The sequence below is a fragment of the Virgibacillus oceani genome (assembly GCF_041521345.1).
Lineage (GTDB): Bacteria > Bacillota > Bacilli > Bacillales > Amphibacillaceae > Virgibacillus_N > Virgibacillus_N oceani_A.
This window is the reverse complement of record NZ_JBGOHB010000018.1, coordinates 39,724-58,509: the sequence shown is the minus strand read 5'-3', so window position 1 is coordinate 58,509 and position 18,786 is coordinate 39,724. Positions and strand designations below refer to the sequence as shown.

Genomic DNA, 18,786 nt, shown 5'->3' with positions numbered 1-18,786 from the left:
GAGAATAGCTGAATAACCAGCTATTCTTTTAGAGAGAAAAAGTATATTAGTAATTTGGAGGTTATTTTAATGGCACAAGGAGAAAAAATTGTTGTAGAAAATGGAAAGATGAACGTACCTGATAATCCGATTATTCCATTTATCGAAGGAGATGGAACAGGGCCGGATATTTGGGCGTCTTCCAAAAAAGTAATTGAAGCAGCAGTAGAAAAAGCATATGATGGAAAGAAAAAAATTGACTGGATGGAAGTACTTGCCGGTCAAAAAGCATATGATAAAACAGGAGAATGGCTGCCAAATGAAACATTAGAGAACATAGATAAATATAAAATAGCAATCAAGGGTCCTTTAACTACGCCAATTGGCGGTGGATTCCGCTCATTAAACGTAGCATTGCGCCAAGAACTGGATCTTTATGCATGCCTTCGTCCGGTACGTCATTACAGCGGTGTACCATCCCCGGTAAAACGTCCGGAAGATGTTGATATGGCTATTTTCCGTGAAAACACAGAAGACATTTACGCTGGTATCGAATGGCAACAAGGGTCTGATGAAGTAAAGAAGGTAATCGATTTTTTACAGGATGAAATGGATGTAAAAAATATCCGTTTCCCTGAAACATCCGGAATTGGTATTAAACCGGTATCAGAAGAAGGAACAAAGCGTCTTGTTCGTTCAGCAATTGACTATGCAATCAATGAAGGACGGATGAATGTTACTTTAGTACATAAAGGTAACATTATGAAGTTCACGGAAGGTTCATTTAAAGCATGGGGCTATGAAGTAGCAGAAGAAGAGTATGGAGATAAAGTCTTCACATGGGCAGAATATGACCGCATCATTGAAAAAGATGGGAAAGACGCTGCCAATAAAGCACAGGATGAAGCAGAGAAAGCCGGTAAAATCATTGTGAAAGATGCCATTGCTGATATTTTCCTGCAGCAGATTTTAACCCGTCCGAAAGAATTTGATGTAGTTGCAACAATGAACTTAAATGGAGATTATGTTTCCGATGCCCTTGCAGCACAGGTTGGCGGAATCGGAATTGCACCTGGGGCGAATATTAACTATGATTCCGGACATGCGATTTTTGAAGCAACCCATGGAACTGCACCAAAATATGCAGGAATGGACAAAGTAAACCCATCTTCTGTTATTCTTTCCGGTGTCCTGATGCTTGAGCATCTAGGCTGGAGAGAAGCTGCGGACTTAATCACGAAATCTATGGATAAAACCATTGCATCAAAAGTGGTTACTTATGACTTTGCCCGTCTAATGGATGGTGCAACAGAAGTAAAATGTTCCGAGTTTGGATCAGAATTAATTAAAAACATGGATTAATACGTATTAGGAGGGTCGCCAAATGGCGATAAAGCGAAACAAAATTTCGGTAATCGGTTCAGGTTTTACCGGATCTACAACGGCACTGATGCTTGCGCAAAAAGAGCTGGGAGACATAGTCCTTGTAGACATTCCGGATAGGGAAGATCCAACAAAAGGAAAAGCTTTGGACATGATGGAAGCAAGCCCCGTAGAGGGTTTTGATGCAAATATTACCGGCACGGCTAATTACGAGGACACTAAAGGATCCGATTTGGTGATTATTACAGCCGGTATTGCCAGAAAGCCCGGAATGAGCCGGGATGACCTCGTCAATACCAATGCTAACATCATGAAATCAGTGACAAAGGATATTGTCAGGTATTCACCTGATACGTACATTATTGTACTGACCAATCCGGTTGATGCCATGACTTATTCCGTATTTAAAGAATCGGGTTTGCCAAAAGAGCGTGTCATCGGACAATCCGGCGTATTGGACACTGCCCGTTTTCGTACTTTTGTTGCACAAGAACTGAATCTATCTGTAAAAGATATTACCGGTTTTGTTCTCGGCGGCCATGGAGATGATATGGTACCATTGATCCGTTATTCCTATGCAGGCGGAATACCGCTGGAAAAATTAATGAGTAAGGACAGACTGGATGCCATTGTCGAACGTACCCGAAAAGGCGGCGGAGAAATTGTCGGATTGCTTGGTAACGGCAGTGCTTATTATGCACCGGCCGCATCCCTCGTGATAATGGCCGAATCAATTTTGAAAGATCAGCGTAGGGTTATTCCTTCTATCGCCTATTTAGAAGGGGAGTACGGTTATTCGGATATTTATCTCGGCGTCCCAACTATTCTTGGCGGCGAAGGAATTGAAGAAATCATCGAGCTTGATCTAACTGATCATGAAAAAGACGAACTCGATAAATCTGCTCAATCCGTAAAAGACGTTTTGAATATATTAAAATAATGAACTGCAGTCAGCACAAGGTTCTTCCTGTGCTGACTGCTGATAAATGGGGCTGTTTTGTAAAAAATGGCCTCTTTTTTAATGTAGAAGTTTAAACTATAGCGACTACCCAAATTATTTGTTATAATAGTAAACGCTTACATACGTGGAGGTGAGATTATGATTGGGAAAAAGAGAAAGCTTGGAAAGGAAATTCAGGATTTAAACATAGGAGACAAATATACTTCAGCCATAATAATTGAAGACAGGGATTTACTTTTGTATCTAGGATTGACAAATGATGCAAACCCATTATATATTCAGCATGATTATGCATCACAGACGCCTTACGAAAAACCTATTGTGCCGTCTGTAATGTTATTCGGCATTATTTCATCCATGATATCCATGCATTTGCCAGGACCAGGAAGTCATATTACCCAACATGAAATGACGTTCCCAAAACCTGTATTTCATCAATCCGAAGTAAAATTCACCATTGAAATTATTAATATTGATGAAAAGAATCATCAAATTGCAGTTGCTGTTCACGGGTTTGATATTGAAGGAGACAGCATCGTTCACGGGAAACTTCATGTTTGTCCGGCATACAAGCCGAATTCATTAAACGCCGCATCATTGGAAAACTTTTTTTAATAATTATACTGGTTTGTGAAAGAAAAAGAGGCTGGGACATAATAAAATAATCCATTTTAAATACAATTAATGAACTGATCTAGCGGAGGAAATACACGTAGATTCTTCAAAATCGCATGCCATTTTCTCACGAAGATGTAACGCTGTAGAAGCTTTACTTGTCCTGTGGGAAGTAGGAGATGGGTGAGGCCCACAGGCTTTAATAATGAAGGCCGACTAAAACCGTCCTTTGCGTGCAACGTCGCCATACCCCTCGTCGGGGCAAGAAGGCTCACCACTCTCCCACGGCAAAGAAGACACCGAGAAAACGGCAAAAGGAGTTTGATCGGATGTCGCACTTTTACCCGGAGGCGTGAAAGCGAAGATTATTTCCAGAGGGCTTATTCGCAAAACTTTAATAAAGTTCGGGTTTTCTTTTGGTTAAAATACTTTTGTCTTATTCTCTTCATTTGTTATAGTGTAAATTTTTCTTTACACTCGCTTATGTTCACATATTGTTTCATTCATTGTAGAATAGAAGGTAGTATATACTGTGTTTTAGAGCATGGAATGGAATGGGGTAAACAGATGTCTCAACATATTTTGATTGTAGATGATGAAAAATCTATTGTTACATTATTAAAGTACAATCTGGAAAATGCAAATTATATAACGGAAGTAGCATATGATGGCGAGGAAGCGGTTGAAAAAGCAATGGCACAAAACTATGATTTAATTATTCTTGATTTGATGCTGCCAAAATTGGATGGGCTGGAGGTATGTAAAGAATTAAGGAATAATAAAATTGATACAGCCATTTTAATGTTAACCGCCAAGGATGATGAATTAGATAAAATACTTGGACTTGAGCTTGGTGCAGATGATTATTTGACAAAGCCGTTCAGCCCCAAAGAAGTGGTTGCCCGGGTAAAAGCCATTCTCAGAAGAACAAATAAACAGGTGCCAGGAAATTTCTCATCAATAAAAGTTGGGGAATTGGTTATCTTCCCAGAACGTTATGAAGCAGAAATGCACGAAGAAGTCATCACTTTTACGAGAAAAGAATTTGAGCTGCTGTATTATCTTGCAAAACATAAGGGGAAAGTGATATCAAGAGATCAATTGCTGAGTAGCGTATGGGATTATGATTTTGTGGGGGATACACGGATTGTCGATGTGCATGTATCCCATGTCAGAGAAAAAATTGAACCAAATACGAAAAAGCCCGTTTATATTAAGACGGTGCGAGGTTTAGGCTATAAGTTAGAGGAGCCGACATTATGAAGACATTATTTAAGAAACCTGTATTTTTTTATGTTGTTTTAATTTTTATTTTACTTTCTGTTGCCGGACTTGTGTTGAGTCGGGCAGTGGATAATTATTTCATCCTTATTGCGGTTCTGTTAACGATCTTTATTATATTTCTAATTGTATTAATCCATTTGTATGACAAATATATTATACCGATTCAAAAGGCCACAAATACTGTGGATGAAATTGTAAAAGGGAATTACCGAGCCAGATTTCATCATCCGAAAGATGATAGCGTGGGAAACCTGAGCAATAGAATAAATGACCTTGGCCGAAGCCTTGGAGAGCTTTCCATTCAGGAACAGATGTACTCGGAACAATTATCTACCATTATTGATAACACGGAGAGTGGTCTCGTACTTGTGGACGCGAAAGGGTATATTCATTTCGTCAACCGCAAATTTATAATGATGTTCGGAAATACGCCGAAAGCATACAAAGGTTATTTGTATTATGATGTGCTGGATAGTGAAATCATTCATGAAACGATTCAAAATACGTTCCTGTACGAAAAAAACGTAAAGGATTCTTTTTCCCATTACCGTGGATTGGACCGAGTGTATATTGAAGTAGTAGGGGCGCCAATCTTTAACGAACGAAATATGTTAAAAGGCGCAGTTATTATGCTCTATGATATTACTGAAATGAAAAAAATAGAACTGATGAGAAAAGATTTTGTAGCGAATGTATCTCATGAACTGAAAACACCAATCACTTCGATCAAAGGGTTCGCTGAAACTATGCTGGATGACCCGAAGAACATTGGTGAACCGAATCATGAATTTCTCGAGATCATTTATAAAGAGAGTGACCGTATCCAGTTTTTAGTTGAAGATTTATTAAGACTATCCCGTTTGGAAAGGGAAGATTTTCGACTGGTTAAAACAGACATAGATATTAATAGCGTGACAGATGAAGTGAAACCGATTATACAGCAAAAAGCAAATGAAAAACGAATAGATTTTCATGTGGAAATTGGGGATGCAATCAGACTTTATGCCGACAGAGAACAAGTAAAACAGGTGATGATCAATCTGTTGGATAATGCAATAAATTACACGGCAGAAGAGGGGAGAATTGACCTGCGTGTAAATGAAACAGAGGAATATGTCAACATAGAAGTAGAAGATACTGGGATTGGAATAGAGCATGAAGCGATCCCGCGCATTTTCGAGCGATTTTATCGCGTGGATCAAGCCCGAAGCAGAAACACGGGTGGTACAGGGCTTGGCCTTGCGATTGTAAAGCATGTGGTGGAATTGCATGAAGGAAAAATAGATATTGTAAGTGAACCGAATAAAGGGACAACAATGGAAGTGCAGCTGCCAAAGAATCTTAAAGCTAAGCAATAGTTCTATGAATCCCGTTAAAAACCGATGAGGAATATATTTCTCATCGGTTTTTTCAAGTGATTCTATTTGATACATGATGGATGTGTATTGTGTGCTGTCATGTATTAGAGAAGCACTCTCTGGTATGTGATTAAAACTTTTTTCTTTAGCCGAGTAACAGAGTCCAGATGTTATTCCAGAAAAGTCGTGCTCCCTCATGTAAAGAAGTTTCACTTTGTCCATATACAATGATAAAATAAATATAAATGTCATTTAACGGAGGAAATTACATATGACGAATAAATTAGTTTTAATCGATGGAAACAGTATTATTTACCGCGCATTCTTTGCATTGCCGCTCTTAAATAATGATAAAGGCGTTTATACGAACGCAGTTTACGGGTTTACAACAATGTTACTCAGGATACTGGAAGAGGAAAAACCAACACATATGCTTGTCGCATTTGATGCAGGCAAAACAACATTCCGTCATGAAACGTATAAAGAATACAAAGGTGGAAGGCAAAAAACCCCTCCTGAATTATCCGAACAATTTCCTATTTTAAAAGAAGTGCTTGATGCCTTTCAAATCAAACATTATGATCTGGAAAACTTTGAAGCGGATGATATTATCGGGACCCTTTCAAAAAATGCAGAAGATAATAATTGGAATGTTACTGTGATATCTGGGGATAAAGATTTACTGCAACTTGTTTCTGACACTGTAACGGTCCATGTAACCAAAAAAGGCATCAGTGATGTGGAACGCTATACGCCTGAATACTTAAAGGGAAAAATGGAGATCAGCCAGGATCAAATTATCGATTTAAAGGCGCTTATGGGGGATTCCTCCGACAATATTCCAGGAGTCCCAGGAGTAGGGGAGAAAACAGCAATAAAGCTTTTAAAACAATTTGAAACATTGGATGCATTGTATAACAATCTGGATGATGTCAGCGGCAAGAAATTGAAGGAAAAACTTACTGACCATAAAAATGAGGCATTTATGAGCAAGGAATTAGTAACGATAAATAGGGAATCACCAGTAAAGGTGTCCATTGATGATGCCTCCTTTGAAGGGTATGAACAAAACAAGGTAAGTACCATTTTCAGGGATCTTGGCTTTCAGTCTTTGCTGAGTCGAATCGATTACGATTCTTCCAGTGAAGAGGCAGAAGCAGCTAACATGGAAGAAATAGATTTTAAGCTGGCAGATGAAGTAACCGATGAAATGTTTTCCGATAATAGCGCCCTTGTCGTTGAAATGCTTGATGAAAACTATCATCAGGCTAAAATAGATGGAATTGGCGTGGTTAATGATGCAAATGCGTTTTTCATCCCAACGGAAATCGCATTAAAATCAGTGCCATTTAAAGCATGGCTTGAAGATGAAACGCAAAAGAAAAGCATTTTTGATGCAAAACGTACTGTAGTTGCATTAAAAAGAAATGGCATCGATGTCAAAGGGATTACTTTTGATATGCTGTTGAGCTCCTATTTGTTGAATCCAGCCGAGAACAACCATGATATTCCCGCGATAAGCAATCGTATGGGGAAAACGGATGTACGGTTTGATGAAGAAGTATATGGACGCGGTGCGAAAATGCAGCTGCCGGAAGCGGAAATTTTAGCCGAGCATGTTGTACGAAAAGCAAGTGCATTATATGAACTACAGTCAAAAATGGAAGAACAGTTAAAGAATAATGAGCAATATGAATTATTAAAAGAACTGGAAATGCCACTCGCATTAATTTTGGGCGTGATGGAGCATACAGGTGTCCTTGTTGACAGGGAAAAGCTGGAGGAAATGGGAATAGATTTGAAACAGCGTCTGACAGATTTGGAAAAAGGCGTTCACGATCTCGCTGGTGAGACGTTTAATTTAAATTCACCGAAACAATTAGGCCCTATCTTATTTGAAAAGCTTGGTCTTCCGGTGATTAAGAAAACAAAAACAGGATATTCTACAGCAGCTGATGTCCTGGAACAACTAAAGAATGAGCATGAAATTATTCCTAAGCTGCTCTTATATCGTCAGCTGGGCAAACTACAATCAACCTATATTGAAGGGTTATTAAAGGTTGTGGATGGAAACACGAATAAAATTCATACCCGATTTAATCAGGCACTGACCCAAACTGGAAGATTAAGCTCGGTTGAACCTAACTTGCAAAACATACCTATTCGCATTGAAGAAGGACGGAAAATCAGACAGGCATTCGTCCCGTCGGAAAAAGACTGGATCATGTTTGCTGCCGATTATTCCCAAATAGAATTAAGGGTACTTGCCCATATTGCCAATGACGATAAGTTAGTCGAGGCATTTAAAGAAAATATGGATATTCACACAAAAACAGCAATGGATGTTTTTCATGTTAAAAAGGAAGAAGTAACAAGCAATATGCGCAGGCAGGCAAAGGCTGTTAACTTTGGTATCGTGTATGGTATCAGTGATTTTGGGTTATCTCAGAACCTGGGTATAACAAGGAAGGAAGCAAAGCAGTTTATCGACCGATATTTTGAAAGCTATCCCGGTGTAAAGATCTATATGGATGAGATCGTCCAGCAAGCCAAACAGAAAGGCTTTGTCAGTACACTGATGAAAAGAAGGAGATACCTCCCTGAAATCACGAGCCGCAACTTTAATATGCGAAGCTTCGCGGAGAGAACGGCGATGAATACACCGATACAGGGAAGTGCCGCAGATATTATTAAAAAAGCAATGATTGATCTGTATGAAAAATTAAAAGAGGAAAAGCTTCAAACTCGGCTTTTATTACAGGTTCATGATGAACTGATTATGGAGGCACCAAAAGATGAATTGGATCGGCTCATCGAAATTGTGCCGGAAATGATGGAACAGACAGTGGAGCTGAATGTCCCGTTAAAAGTGGATTATTCTTACGGGAAAAGCTGGTTTGATGCGAAGTAAGGGAGTTTGAGGGGAATGCCGGAATTACCGGAAGTAGAGACAATTAAAGAGACACTTAAGCTATTAACTGTAAATAAAACAATTAATGAAGTAAATGTATATTGGCCAAATATTATCAAACAGCCGGATGATGTGGGACATTTTAAATTTCTTTTGAAAGGACAGACTATACGGGATATCACCCGGAAAGGAAAATTTCTATTATTCCAGCTGGATGATTATATACTTGTTTCCCATTTGCGGATGGAAGGGAAATACAGTGTGCATAAATCAAGTGAACCGGTGAAAAAGCATACCCATGTCATTTTCAAATGTACGGGTGGAGAAGAGCTCCGATATAATGATGTCCGTAAATTTGGCACGATGCATGTATTTCCAAAGGGAGAGGAATTTTTGAATAAACCATTAAGCACATTAGGTCCCGATCCCTTTGATGAAGCTTTTACGCTGGATTATTTTTCAAATAAATTAAAGCACACAGACCGGGTAATAAAGTTGGTTTTACTCGATCAAACTGTGGTTGCCGGACTCGGTAATATTTATGTGGACGAAACGCTATTTAAAGCCGGTGTTCATCCGTTAAAACGAGCAAGGAAACTAACTCAAAAAGAGGCTAAAGCAATCAGGAAACATGCCATCGAGACATTGCATGAGGCAGTGAAGCAAGGCGGTACAACGATACGTTCCTATGTAAACTCACAAGGGGATATGGGCATGTTTCAGCAGGAATTATTTGTCTATGGACAGGAAAATAACGGCTGTAAAGTTTGCGGGCAGTCTATCGTGAAATTGAAAGTAGGCGGCCGAGGAACCCATGTGTGCAACAAATGTCAGAAGTTAAAAGAGGTGAGAAAGTGACACTTGTTATTGGATTAACCGGCAGTATTGCCAGCGGAAAAAGTACGGTATCCCTTATGTTTGATGAATTTAGTATACCTGTCATTGATGCAGACAAGCTCTCAAGAGAAGTAGTGGAGCCGAGTGAGAAGGCTTATAAAGAAATTGTTGCAGCGTTCGGAGAACAAATTTTACAAGAGGATCAGACATTGGATCGTGACAAGATTGGGCAAATTGTGTTTGCTGATGAAGAAAAAAGAAGGACATTAAATCAGATTGTACATCCTGCTGTAAGGGAAAAAATGCTAAGCAAACGGGATGCTTATGTGAAAAACGGAGAAAAATGCGTGGTGCTTGATATCCCTTTGTTATTTGAAAGCAAGTTAACCCATTTTGTGGATAAGACAGTTGTCGTGTATGTTGATGAATCCGTCCAATTAAAGCGTTTAACGGAGAGAAACGGTTACACTGAAAAAGAAGCAATGCAGCGCATCAGATCTCAGATCACTGTAAAAGAAAAAGCAGACATGGCTGATGAAGTGATTGATAATAATGGCAGTAAATTTGAGTCTTTTCAGCAACTGGAATCTATTTTAAAAAATTGGGAGATTATATAAGGAAGAGATAGGGAAATCCGTTAGTATAGACGGATTTTTTTATGGGTAATATTAACAGTCTACATTTTCGAAAAAATAATTTCTATTCAGAAAATAAAAAATAAACAACTCCGGAAAATACAATGCACATTTTTCATTAAATATGTTATACTAATTACAGAAAAAGCGAAAATGAGTGTAACATATATGGGAGGATTTGCGATGAATAAGACCCGGATTGCTATTAATGGTTTTGGCCGTATCGGACGAATGGTATTTCGTCAGGCTGTGATGGATGATCAATTTGATGTAGTAGCTGTGAATGCAAGCTATCCTGCTGAAACACTGGCTCATTTAATTAAGTATGACAGTGTCCATGGCCGCTTCCAGGGAGAAGTAAAAGCAGCAGAAGATGGTTTGGAAATTAATAGTAATATGGTGAATATCGTTAATTCCAGGGAGCCGGAAAAACTGCCTTGGAAAGAGCTTGATATAGATGTAGTTATAGAAGCAACCGGCAAATTTAAGACGAAGGAAAGTGCCGGACTTCACTTAGAGGCAGGCGCGAAAAAAGTAGTCATTACTGCACCGGGAAAACAAGTGGATAATACCATTGTTATGGGTGTAAATGAAGAGACGTATAGTCCAGATCAAGATGATGTTATTTCCAATGCATCCTGTACTACCAACTGCCTGGCACCTGTCGTAAAAGTACTGGATGATCATTTTTCCATTGAAAATGGTTTAATGACAACAGTGCATTCTTTTACAAATGATCAAAAGAATTTGGACAATCCGCATAAGGATCTTCGCAGGGGAAGAGGATTAACACAGTCCATTATTCCAACGTCTACTGGTGCGGCGAAAGCACTCGGAGAAGTAATGCCTCATCTAAATGGCAAGCTTCATGGCATGGCGCTTCGCGTGCCAACACCGAATGTTTCATTGGTTGACTTAGTTGTGGATGTAGAAGAGACGGTTACACCGGAAAAAATTAATGAGGTCTTCAAGCAAGTATCCAAAAATGAATTAAAAGGCATTGTTGACTATAGTGATGAACCGCTTGTATCTGTTGATTACACGACAAGCGAATACTCAGCAGTCATCGATGGACTCTCAACCATGGTAATGGAAGAGAATAAAGTCAAGGTGCTGGCATGGTATGATAATGAATGGGGATATTCAAAACGCGTACTTGATTTAACTAAATATGTCGGCAGCTATATCCATCAGAGGCATGCTAAAATTTCATAACTTTTTGCCGCCATTAAGGAAAGGCACACCATTAACTGGTGTGCCTTTCTGCTTTGTGCAAAAGTAAAAAGGCTACCATATTCACTTGTGAGCGCTATTACGGTATGTCATTATGTAACTTGCGGTGAATGATATACAATAAGTACATAAAAAGCATAGTTGACAAGAAATAAATTGTAAAATAATAGATTTTATTTTAGACATAGAGGATTCCACGGAATCGTGGTAAAATGAATAAAAGAGAATTTAAACAGGGTGCTGAAGACATGTCTTTTCGTCAATTTTTGCATAAATATTTCAGTAACCATCAGGAGACAATGGATAAACATTGGGATCCGGTGCTGAAAACACGATATTTTAAAATAACAAAGGAAGAAGGATTTGATCTCCTCAAAAAAATGGTGGAGAACGAACCGGAATTTGAGATGAATGCCATATCCATAGAACATGGAGAAATGAGCTTCTATTTAATAAAGGGAAAGAGCATTTTTATTGTAGCTACTGTGATTATGATCAGGCCTTATCACACTGCTATTGATTTTGCCGCGACATCAGAGAGCGTGTTTCCGTTTGATTTCGGGTACAGCAGAAGATTGATCAGCCAATTGTATGACCGGCTGAATAAAGAAATGACTCCAGTAAAATAAGATCCAAAAATTATAGGGGTGGACCAAGTGAGATGTTCAAATTGCCATTATAAAAGTACAAAGGTGCTAGATTCCCGGCCAATAGAAGAAGGACAGGCTATTCGGAGAAGAAGGGAATGCGAACAATGCGGTTTTCGCTTCACAACGTTTGAACGAGTGGAGGAAGTACCTTTAATTGTTGTGAAAAAAGATGGTACAAGACAGGAGTTCAGCAGGGAAAAACTGATTCGCGGTTTAATCAGAGCCTGTGAAAAAAGACCTGTTCCACTGGAAAAAATTGAAGAAATAGCCTTAAGTACAGAAAAAGAATTGCGTAACAAAGGAAATGCGGAAGTGGACAGCAATGAAGTCGGCAAGCTTGTCATGGACAGGCTTTCAGAAGTAGATGAAGTTGCTTACGTACGGTTTGCCTCTGTTTACCGTCAGTTTAAGGATATCAGTGTCTTTCTTGATGAACTGAAGGATCTAATCAAAACGGATAGAAATGAATCATAAAGCGCGGACAAAAAGGGGTTAGAGAAGGATGAATAAGATCGGAAAAATTTTACCTGTTGATGGATATTATGTTTTGATAAAAGCTGATTTGCCATTGGATTTCACAAAATCTTTAACCCATTTATATCAGCCATTAATTGGAAGCAAGTCTGTTACATTATATCAAACAATGCTGCATGAAATAGATTTGCAGCATGAACAGCATGCGCAGACACATCATACTTTAATGAATTATTTAAATTTGCCTTTGGATGAAATTTACCGTACTAGAGTAAAGCTTGAAGGGATCGGATTATTAAAAGTTTTTGAAAAGAATTCAGAAGGAAAGAGAATATTTATTTATGAACTGCAGCCTCCATTTGGAACGAAAGCTTTTTTTACAGATCCGATGCTGACGCAGCTTTTATATCACCATATTGGGGAGGCCAAGTTTTCGAGGTTAAAGCAATATTTTTCAGTGGAAGCACTTTATAGTCCAGGAAGAGAGATCACGGTTTCTTTCCATGACGTATTTGACACTGTTCAGCCGATGGTACTTACTGAAACGCTTACCGAAAATGTGCAGGGAATAGAAGAAGAAATTCAGGTTGATTTTTCCTGGCTGGAGCAAATGCTGAAGCAACGGATGATTCCGGCTCATCATGTACTGACGAAAGAAAACCGGAAATTGATCGCACAAATGATGGAACTGTATGAACTGGAAATGTTTGAAATTGAAAAGTCGCTGCAATGGGCGTTAACAGATGAAAACGTGTTACATACAGAAGAATTTAAAATTGCCTGTCATGATTTATTTAAAACAAAAAATAATGGAAAATCCATTAAATTAACAGATAAACAAACAACAGTACAAAAGCCGGTGGAAAAGCCTGTAACAAAAGAAGAGCAATTAATTCATGAACTGGAAACTATGTCACCGAAGCAGTTGCTTGAAGATTATTCCAAAGGAAATCAGGCGTCAGAACAGGATATGAGAATGATCAGGGAAGTGATGGTGTCACAAGGACTGCCATCACCGGTGATGAATGTCCTTATACATTACGTCCTGCTGCAGTCTAACATGAGATTGTCAAAAGCATATTTGGAAAAAATAGCTAGCCATTGGTCCAGAGCAAATTTAACAACAGCAAAGGAAGCCATGCGCTTTGCCAAAGCAGAAAAAGATAGATTCCAAAATAAACCTATACCTAAGAAAAATAACTATTATAAAAAACCGGCCTCAAAAGAGGTTGTTCCAGATTGGTTTAAAGAACGAAAGCAGAAACAAAAACCAGTTGAAGCCGAAAAGCATGCCAGCAATGTTAATAACGAACAAAAAGAAATTGAAGCATTGCTGCGCAGGTATTCCGGTGGAAATCAAAACTAATCATTTTAAGGGATGATTTTAATGAAGCCAGTACAATCAACATTAAAAAAATGGATGAGGAATAACGAAAATTTCCAGGAAAACTATATAAATATCAAGCAGGAAGTATTACAGGATTTGGAAATAAAAGAGTTATTATCTTTACATCCTGAATTAACAGAAGCTGAGATTGAAAAAAATCTGATAAAATTACATGAATATAAAACTCAATCCAAACAGTGCAGTGCTTGTAAGTCTTACGGCTCATGCATTAATATGATTCAAGGATACTCTCCCATTCTTGAAGTAGATAATGGGGAAATTCATTTATCCTATGAAAAATGCCATAACAGGATTGATGAAGAAAATAAACGCAAGCAGCAGAAACTCGTGCAAAGCTTATATATGCCAAAAGAAATACTCGAGGCGAACCTTTCAGACATTGACAGCAGAGATCCGAAAAGAAATGAAGCCATCAAAGAATTGATTCACTTTGTAGAACAGAGTAAAGCTGGACTCCCTGGCAAGGGAATATACTTCTACGGTCCTTTTGGAGTGGGGAAAACATATTTTCTCGGTGCTTTGGCAAATAAATTGAAAGCGTTGAATGTATCTTCCTCGCTTATTTATATGCCGGAGTTTGTCAGGGAAATGAAATCTTCTTTAAAAGATGACTCCATCAATGAAAAAATAGACTTTTTTAAACAGGCCGATGTGCTGATGCTGGATGATATTGGTGCGGAAATGCAGTCTTCCTGGTTCAGGGATGAAATACTCGGGTCGGTTTTACAGTACCGGATGATGGAGAGGCTGCCAGTTTTCTTTACGTCCAATTATAGCCTGGAGCAGCTGGAGGATCACCTAGCTTCCACTAGAAGCGGAGTTGAAACAGTGAAGGCAGGCCGGATTACCGAGAGAATCAGGCAGGTTAGCAGGGAAGTTAGGTTGTTTGGAGATAACCGGAGAGGTTGAAAATCTTTATGTGTTTAAAACCGTTTTAATAAGGAACCGCTTGTTAAGTAATAACAAGCGGTTCCTATTTTTATTCATGTCCATTCTAGTTATATTAGTTTTTACTAGTTTCTTTTATTATTCATTTTTACGCACCCTCGTCCATATAATGTAACAGTTTGGTGTTGGGCGAGGGTGATGTTTATTGCTGAAAATTTTTTTTGAATCGGATAAAGAAGTCATTCGTTTTTGTGAACAGATTTTTCGTTATTATAAAGAATTTGAATTAAACTGGAAAACGGATGAAGAATGGGGGAATCAAATACAGTTGGAGGAGATGATGCCAAAAAAGGAATTTTTGGAAGTTATTTCAACATCGATGGTCGATGTATTTCTGACATTCCGTTTAGGAAAAAAGATTGATGATATTATAGGAAAATATTATTACTACACCGATCCTATTGAGAAGGAGCGCATTCAGGAGTTGACCCAATGGATTTTTGCCGGGGAAGATGAAGACAGCCTGAAAATACGCAAGAATAAAGATCCAAGTCAATTTCTGCAAACATTATTTATCTCTCACATAAAAAACGCAGACATTGTACATTTTGATTCGATCGTAAAATTTTCCTTGAATCCGTTTAGAGATCAGCTTATACATTATGTCGGTCTCGCTATTGATGAGTTTAAGCGGGAAGAAGATCATCAGGAATTTGTAAATATGCTCAGGAATTATATTGCAAAAAAAGAGTCCACTGTCCCACTTATTCATATTTTACAGAGAGACCCTTTTTTATTTTTTAATGAGCATGGAAGGAAGATTTCAAATAAGGAGCTGAGGGAGCGGATGCAGCGTGAGGCGCTGTACATCTTTGGTCTTGATGAAAATGAGTTAAATTTGGCTCCGCTAATTGCGATGGCACCGGAGAAAATAAAGATTTATGGGAACGATCCTTCAGAACCAAAAACAATGACCGTCATTAATATTTTTCAAGAAAAGGTTATATTTGAACATGACAGGCATTTTCCATTTCCTTATAAAAAAATGAGTAATCAGAAATAATACTTGATTTTCACCACATCTGGAGCTATAATACACATTATATATTATTAAGAAAATTGGATGACCAAAAGGTAATGACAAGGCCAAGATTAATTGTGTTTATACTTAACAGAGAAGGAAGCCAAGGCTGGAAGCTTCCCTGTATATTCAATTAATTACCACCTTGGAACCCTGCTGGGGAATGTAATGAAACAGCAGCGCTTCGTCTTGCGTTAAAGATCATGAAGCCGCAAAATATGCGGGAAATAGGGTGGAACCACGACGTCTCAAGCGCTCGTCCCTTTGCTTTAAAGCAGAGGGATGGGCGTTTTATTTTTATTGGTATTATAGCTAATAGTAATGAGGAGTGAAGATCATGACAGAAGAAATTACAATTATTTTTCCTGATGGAGCGGAAAAGAAATTTCCACAAGGTACCACCGGTGAAGAAGTTGCAGCAAGCATATCACCAGGTTTGAAAAAACAAGCACTGGCCATCAAATTGGACGGGGAAGCAATTGATTTGAGACGGGAATTAAAGTCTGGCGGCAAGCTGGAAATTATCACTTATAAAAATGAAGAGGGCATTGACATCATGCGCCACTCGACAGCCCATCTGATGGCACAGGCAATTAAACGGATATACCAAAATGTGAAATTTGGTGTAGGACCAGTAATTGAAGAAGGTTTCTATTATGATATGGATATGGAACATAAAATTACACCGGAAGACTTGCCAGAAATAGAAAAAGAAATGAACAAAATTGTAGATGAGGCACTGGAAATCAATCGTCTTGAAGTAAGTCGGGAAAAGGCGAAAGAGATGTTTAGTGATGATCACCTGAAACAGGAATTGATTGATGCAATCCCTGAAGATGAACAAGTTACTATATATGAACAAGGTGAATTCTATGACCTTTGCCGAGGAATTCATGTTCCATCTACAAATAAAATTAAAAAGTTCAAACTGCTAAGCATTTCTGGTGCTTACTGGCGTGGAGACAGTGATAATCAGCAACTGCAGCGTATTTATGGAACAGCCTTTGAAAAGCAGGGACAGCTTGATGAACATTTACGTATTCTGGAAGAAAGAAAGGAACGGGATCACCGCAAGTTGGGTAAAGAGTTAGATATTTTCACGGTTTCTCAGGAAGTAGGACAGGGATTGCCGTTATGGCTGCCAAAAGGAGCAACAATTCGCCGTCAGGTAGAACGATATATTGTAGATATTGAAGAGCGGCTAGGCTATGACCATGTCTATACACCTGTTTTGGCCAATGTGGACCTTTACAAAACAAGCGGTCACTGGGATCATTATCAGGATGATATGTTCCCTACGATGGAAATGGACAATGAGGAACTCGTGCTGCGTCCGATGAATTGCCCGCATCATATGATGGTATTTAAAAATCAACTGTGGAGTTATCGAAATCTGCCGGTACGCATAGCCGAGCTCGGCACGATGCACCGTTATGAAATGTCCGGAGCTCTGGCCGGGCTGCAGCGTGTGAGAGCCATGACATTAAATGATGCTCATATTTTTGCCCGTCCGGATCAGTTGAAAGAGGAATTCATCCGGGTTGTAGAGCTTGTCCAGCGGGTATATAAAGACTTTGGGATAGATGATTATTATTTCCGGTTGTCTTATCGTGATCCAGAGGATAAGGAAAAATATATTGACAATGATGAGATGTGGGAAAAAGCGGAAGGTATGCTGAAGGAAACAATGGAAGATATGAACTTGGATTATGTAGAAGCAGTGGGAGAAGCGGCTTTTTATGGGCCAAAATTGGATGTTCAGGTAAAAACAGCATTAGGTAAAGATGAGACACTTTCAACTGTACAGCTCGATTATCAGCTGCCGGAACGTTTTGATTTAACGTATATTGGGGAAGATGGAAAAGGACATCGCCCAGTTGTTATCCACCGTGGTGTTGTGTCTACTATGGAACGTTTTGTAGCATTTCTGATTGAAGAGTATAAAGGTGCATTTCCGACCTGGCTTGCCCCTGTTCAAGTAAAAGTCATTCCTGTTTCACCAAAAGTGCATCTTGACTACGCGAAAAAAGTGGAAGAACTGCTGCGCTTTGCAGGTGTCCGTGTGTCGGTAGATGAACGGGACGAAAAAATCGGCTATAAAATCCGGGAGGCGCAGACACAAAAGATTCCATATGCCCTCGTTCTTGGTGATAGAGAAATGGAAGAGGAAGCCGTAAATGTGCGCCGCTATGGAAAGAAAGAGACAGAGACATTAGGTTATAATGATTTTGAAGCTTTGATTAAAAAGGATATCGTGGAAAAGACACTTTTAAAATAGTAAGTTGTTAAAATTTTTATTTGACAAATTTTAAAATACATGCTAAGCTATATTAGTTAATAAAACTGAATGATCTTATGACAAGTAGAAGCACCCGCTTCTCACCTGATCAACGCTTAAGAAGCAGTTGGCTGGTTACTCATCTTTGATATTTTTACTATGGAGATATGTGGGTGCATTCGTGTGCCCGCTTTTTTAATGGATAAATCCACTTGTCAGGATCAGGCTCAAAAATATTATGGAGGTGGCTTGACTATTAGCAAAGATATGAATGTCAACGAAAAGATTCGTGCGAGAGAGGTACGTCTCATTGACTCTACAGGGGATCAGCTTGGCGTAAAATCAAAACAGGAGGCACTGGAAATTGCCAGTAAGCGTGAGTTGGACTTAGTGCTGGTGGCACCGAATGCAAAACCGCCTGTTTGCCGGATTATGGATTACGGGAAATTTCGATTTGAACAGCAGAAAAAAGAAAAAGAAGCCCGTAAAAAACAAAAAGTGATCAATGTAAAAGAGGTTCGTTTTACTCCTGGCATTGGCGATCATGACTTTGAAACAAAGCTGAAAAATGCAAGGAAGTTCCTTTCCAAAGGGGATAAAGTGAAAGCTGCGGTTCGGTTCCGCGGACGTGCAATTACCCACAAGGATCTCGGCAGAGAAGTACTGGATCGATTTGCTGAGGAAGTAAAAGATATTGCAACGGTGGAATCAAAACCAAAAATGGAAGGTCGTAATATGTTTATGATGATCGCTCCATCCAAAGATAAAGATAAATAATTAACCGGCAACAATCAAGTTAACAAGGAGGAAA

16 protein-coding genes and 1 other annotated feature are annotated in these 18,786 nt (G+C 38.9%); all 16 genes read left to right on the top strand.

From position 1 onward, the window contains the following. The first annotated feature begins 69 nt into the window (after window positions 1-69). The 16 genes from icd (at window position 70) to infC (ending at window position 18,752) form a co-directional block, all read left to right on the top strand. Window positions 70-1,341 (top strand): NADP-dependent isocitrate dehydrogenase, encoded by a 1,272-nt coding sequence (gene icd, locus ACDX78_RS14055; RefSeq protein WP_486028781.1) that lies wholly within the window; start codon window positions 70-72, stop codon window positions 1,339-1,341. Between the two features lie 22 nt (window positions 1,342-1,363). Continuing rightward, complete coding sequence (mdh, locus tag ACDX78_RS14050) at window positions 1,364-2,302, top strand: malate dehydrogenase (protein WP_486028780.1); 939 nt, start codon at window positions 1,364-1,366, stop codon at window positions 2,300-2,302. Window positions 2,303-2,461: 159 nt separating this feature from the next. Further along, on the top strand, window positions 2,462-2,938 hold the full coding sequence (locus ACDX78_RS14045; RefSeq protein ID WP_486028779.1) for a MaoC/PaaZ C-terminal domain-containing protein: 477 nt from the start codon (window positions 2,462-2,464) through the stop codon (window positions 2,936-2,938). A 567-nt stretch (window positions 2,939-3,505) separates the two neighbouring features. Next, window positions 3,506-4,201 (top strand): response regulator transcription factor, encoded by a 696-nt coding sequence (locus ACDX78_RS14040; protein ID WP_486028778.1) that lies wholly within the window; start codon window positions 3,506-3,508, stop codon window positions 4,199-4,201. After that, window positions 4,198-5,580: a two-component system histidine kinase PnpS gene (pnpS, locus tag ACDX78_RS14035; protein WP_486028777.1), complete on the top strand. Its 1,383-nt coding sequence runs from the start codon at window positions 4,198-4,200 to the stop codon at window positions 5,578-5,580. Before ACDX78_RS14040 ends, pnpS begins: the two co-directional genes overlap by 4 nt. A gap of 271 nt (window positions 5,581-5,851) precedes the next feature. Continuing rightward, on the top strand, window positions 5,852-8,491 hold the full coding sequence (polA, locus tag ACDX78_RS14030; protein ID WP_486028776.1) for a DNA polymerase I: 2,640 nt from the start codon (window positions 5,852-5,854) through the stop codon (window positions 8,489-8,491). Window positions 8,492-8,506: 15 nt separating this feature from the next. Further along, window positions 8,507-9,349, top strand: coding sequence for a DNA-formamidopyrimidine glycosylase (gene mutM / locus ACDX78_RS14025; protein WP_486028775.1), 843 nt, complete (start codon window positions 8,507-8,509; stop codon window positions 9,347-9,349). Continuing rightward, entirely contained in the window at window positions 9,346-9,945 is a 600-nt protein-coding gene (gene coaE / locus ACDX78_RS14020) for a dephospho-CoA kinase (protein ID WP_486028774.1), read from the top strand. Before mutM ends, coaE begins: the two co-directional genes overlap by 4 nt. A gap of 201 nt (window positions 9,946-10,146) precedes the next feature. Continuing rightward, window positions 10,147-11,178, top strand: coding sequence for a glyceraldehyde-3-phosphate dehydrogenase (locus ACDX78_RS14015; protein ID WP_486028773.1), 1,032 nt, complete (start codon window positions 10,147-10,149; stop codon window positions 11,176-11,178). 230 nt (window positions 11,179-11,408) lie between these two features. Continuing rightward, the gene (locus tag ACDX78_RS14010; RefSeq protein ID WP_486028772.1) at window positions 11,409-11,825 is read left to right on the top strand and encodes a cytosolic protein; all 417 of its coding nucleotides are present in this window, start codon (window positions 11,409-11,411) and stop codon (window positions 11,823-11,825) included. A gap of 27 nt (window positions 11,826-11,852) precedes the next feature. Continuing rightward, the gene (gene nrdR, locus ACDX78_RS14005) at window positions 11,853-12,320 is read left to right on the top strand and encodes a transcriptional regulator NrdR (protein ID WP_486028771.1); all 468 of its coding nucleotides are present in this window, start codon (window positions 11,853-11,855) and stop codon (window positions 12,318-12,320) included. Window positions 12,321-12,348: 28 nt separating this feature from the next. Next, on the top strand, window positions 12,349-13,686 hold the full coding sequence (locus ACDX78_RS14000) for a replication initiation and membrane attachment family protein (RefSeq protein WP_486028770.1): 1,338 nt from the start codon (window positions 12,349-12,351) through the stop codon (window positions 13,684-13,686). Window positions 13,687-13,707: 21 nt separating this feature from the next. Next, window positions 13,708-14,637 carry a primosomal protein DnaI gene (dnaI, locus tag ACDX78_RS13995; RefSeq protein WP_486028769.1) on the top strand — a complete coding sequence of 310 codons (930 nt, stop codon included), beginning with the start codon at window positions 13,708-13,710 and terminating at the stop codon, window positions 14,635-14,637. A gap of 184 nt (window positions 14,638-14,821) precedes the next feature. Further along, window positions 14,822-15,679, top strand: a complete 858-nt coding sequence (ytxC, locus tag ACDX78_RS13990; protein ID WP_486028768.1) for a putative sporulation protein YtxC — start codon at window positions 14,822-14,824, stop codon at window positions 15,677-15,679. 355 nt (window positions 15,680-16,034) lie between these two features. Further along, the gene (gene thrS / locus ACDX78_RS13985; RefSeq protein WP_486028767.1) at window positions 16,035-17,975 is read left to right on the top strand and encodes a threonine--tRNA ligase; all 1,941 of its coding nucleotides are present in this window, start codon (window positions 16,035-16,037) and stop codon (window positions 17,973-17,975) included. Between the two features lie 76 nt (window positions 17,976-18,051). Beyond that, window positions 18,052-18,180: a sequence feature (ribosomal protein L20 leader region), on the top strand. Between the two features lie 62 nt (window positions 18,181-18,242). Next, the gene (gene infC / locus ACDX78_RS13980; RefSeq protein ID WP_486028814.1) at window positions 18,243-18,752 is read left to right on the top strand and encodes a translation initiation factor IF-3; all 510 of its coding nucleotides are present in this window, start codon (window positions 18,243-18,245) and stop codon (window positions 18,750-18,752) included. Window positions 18,753-18,786: the final 34 nt, after the last annotated feature.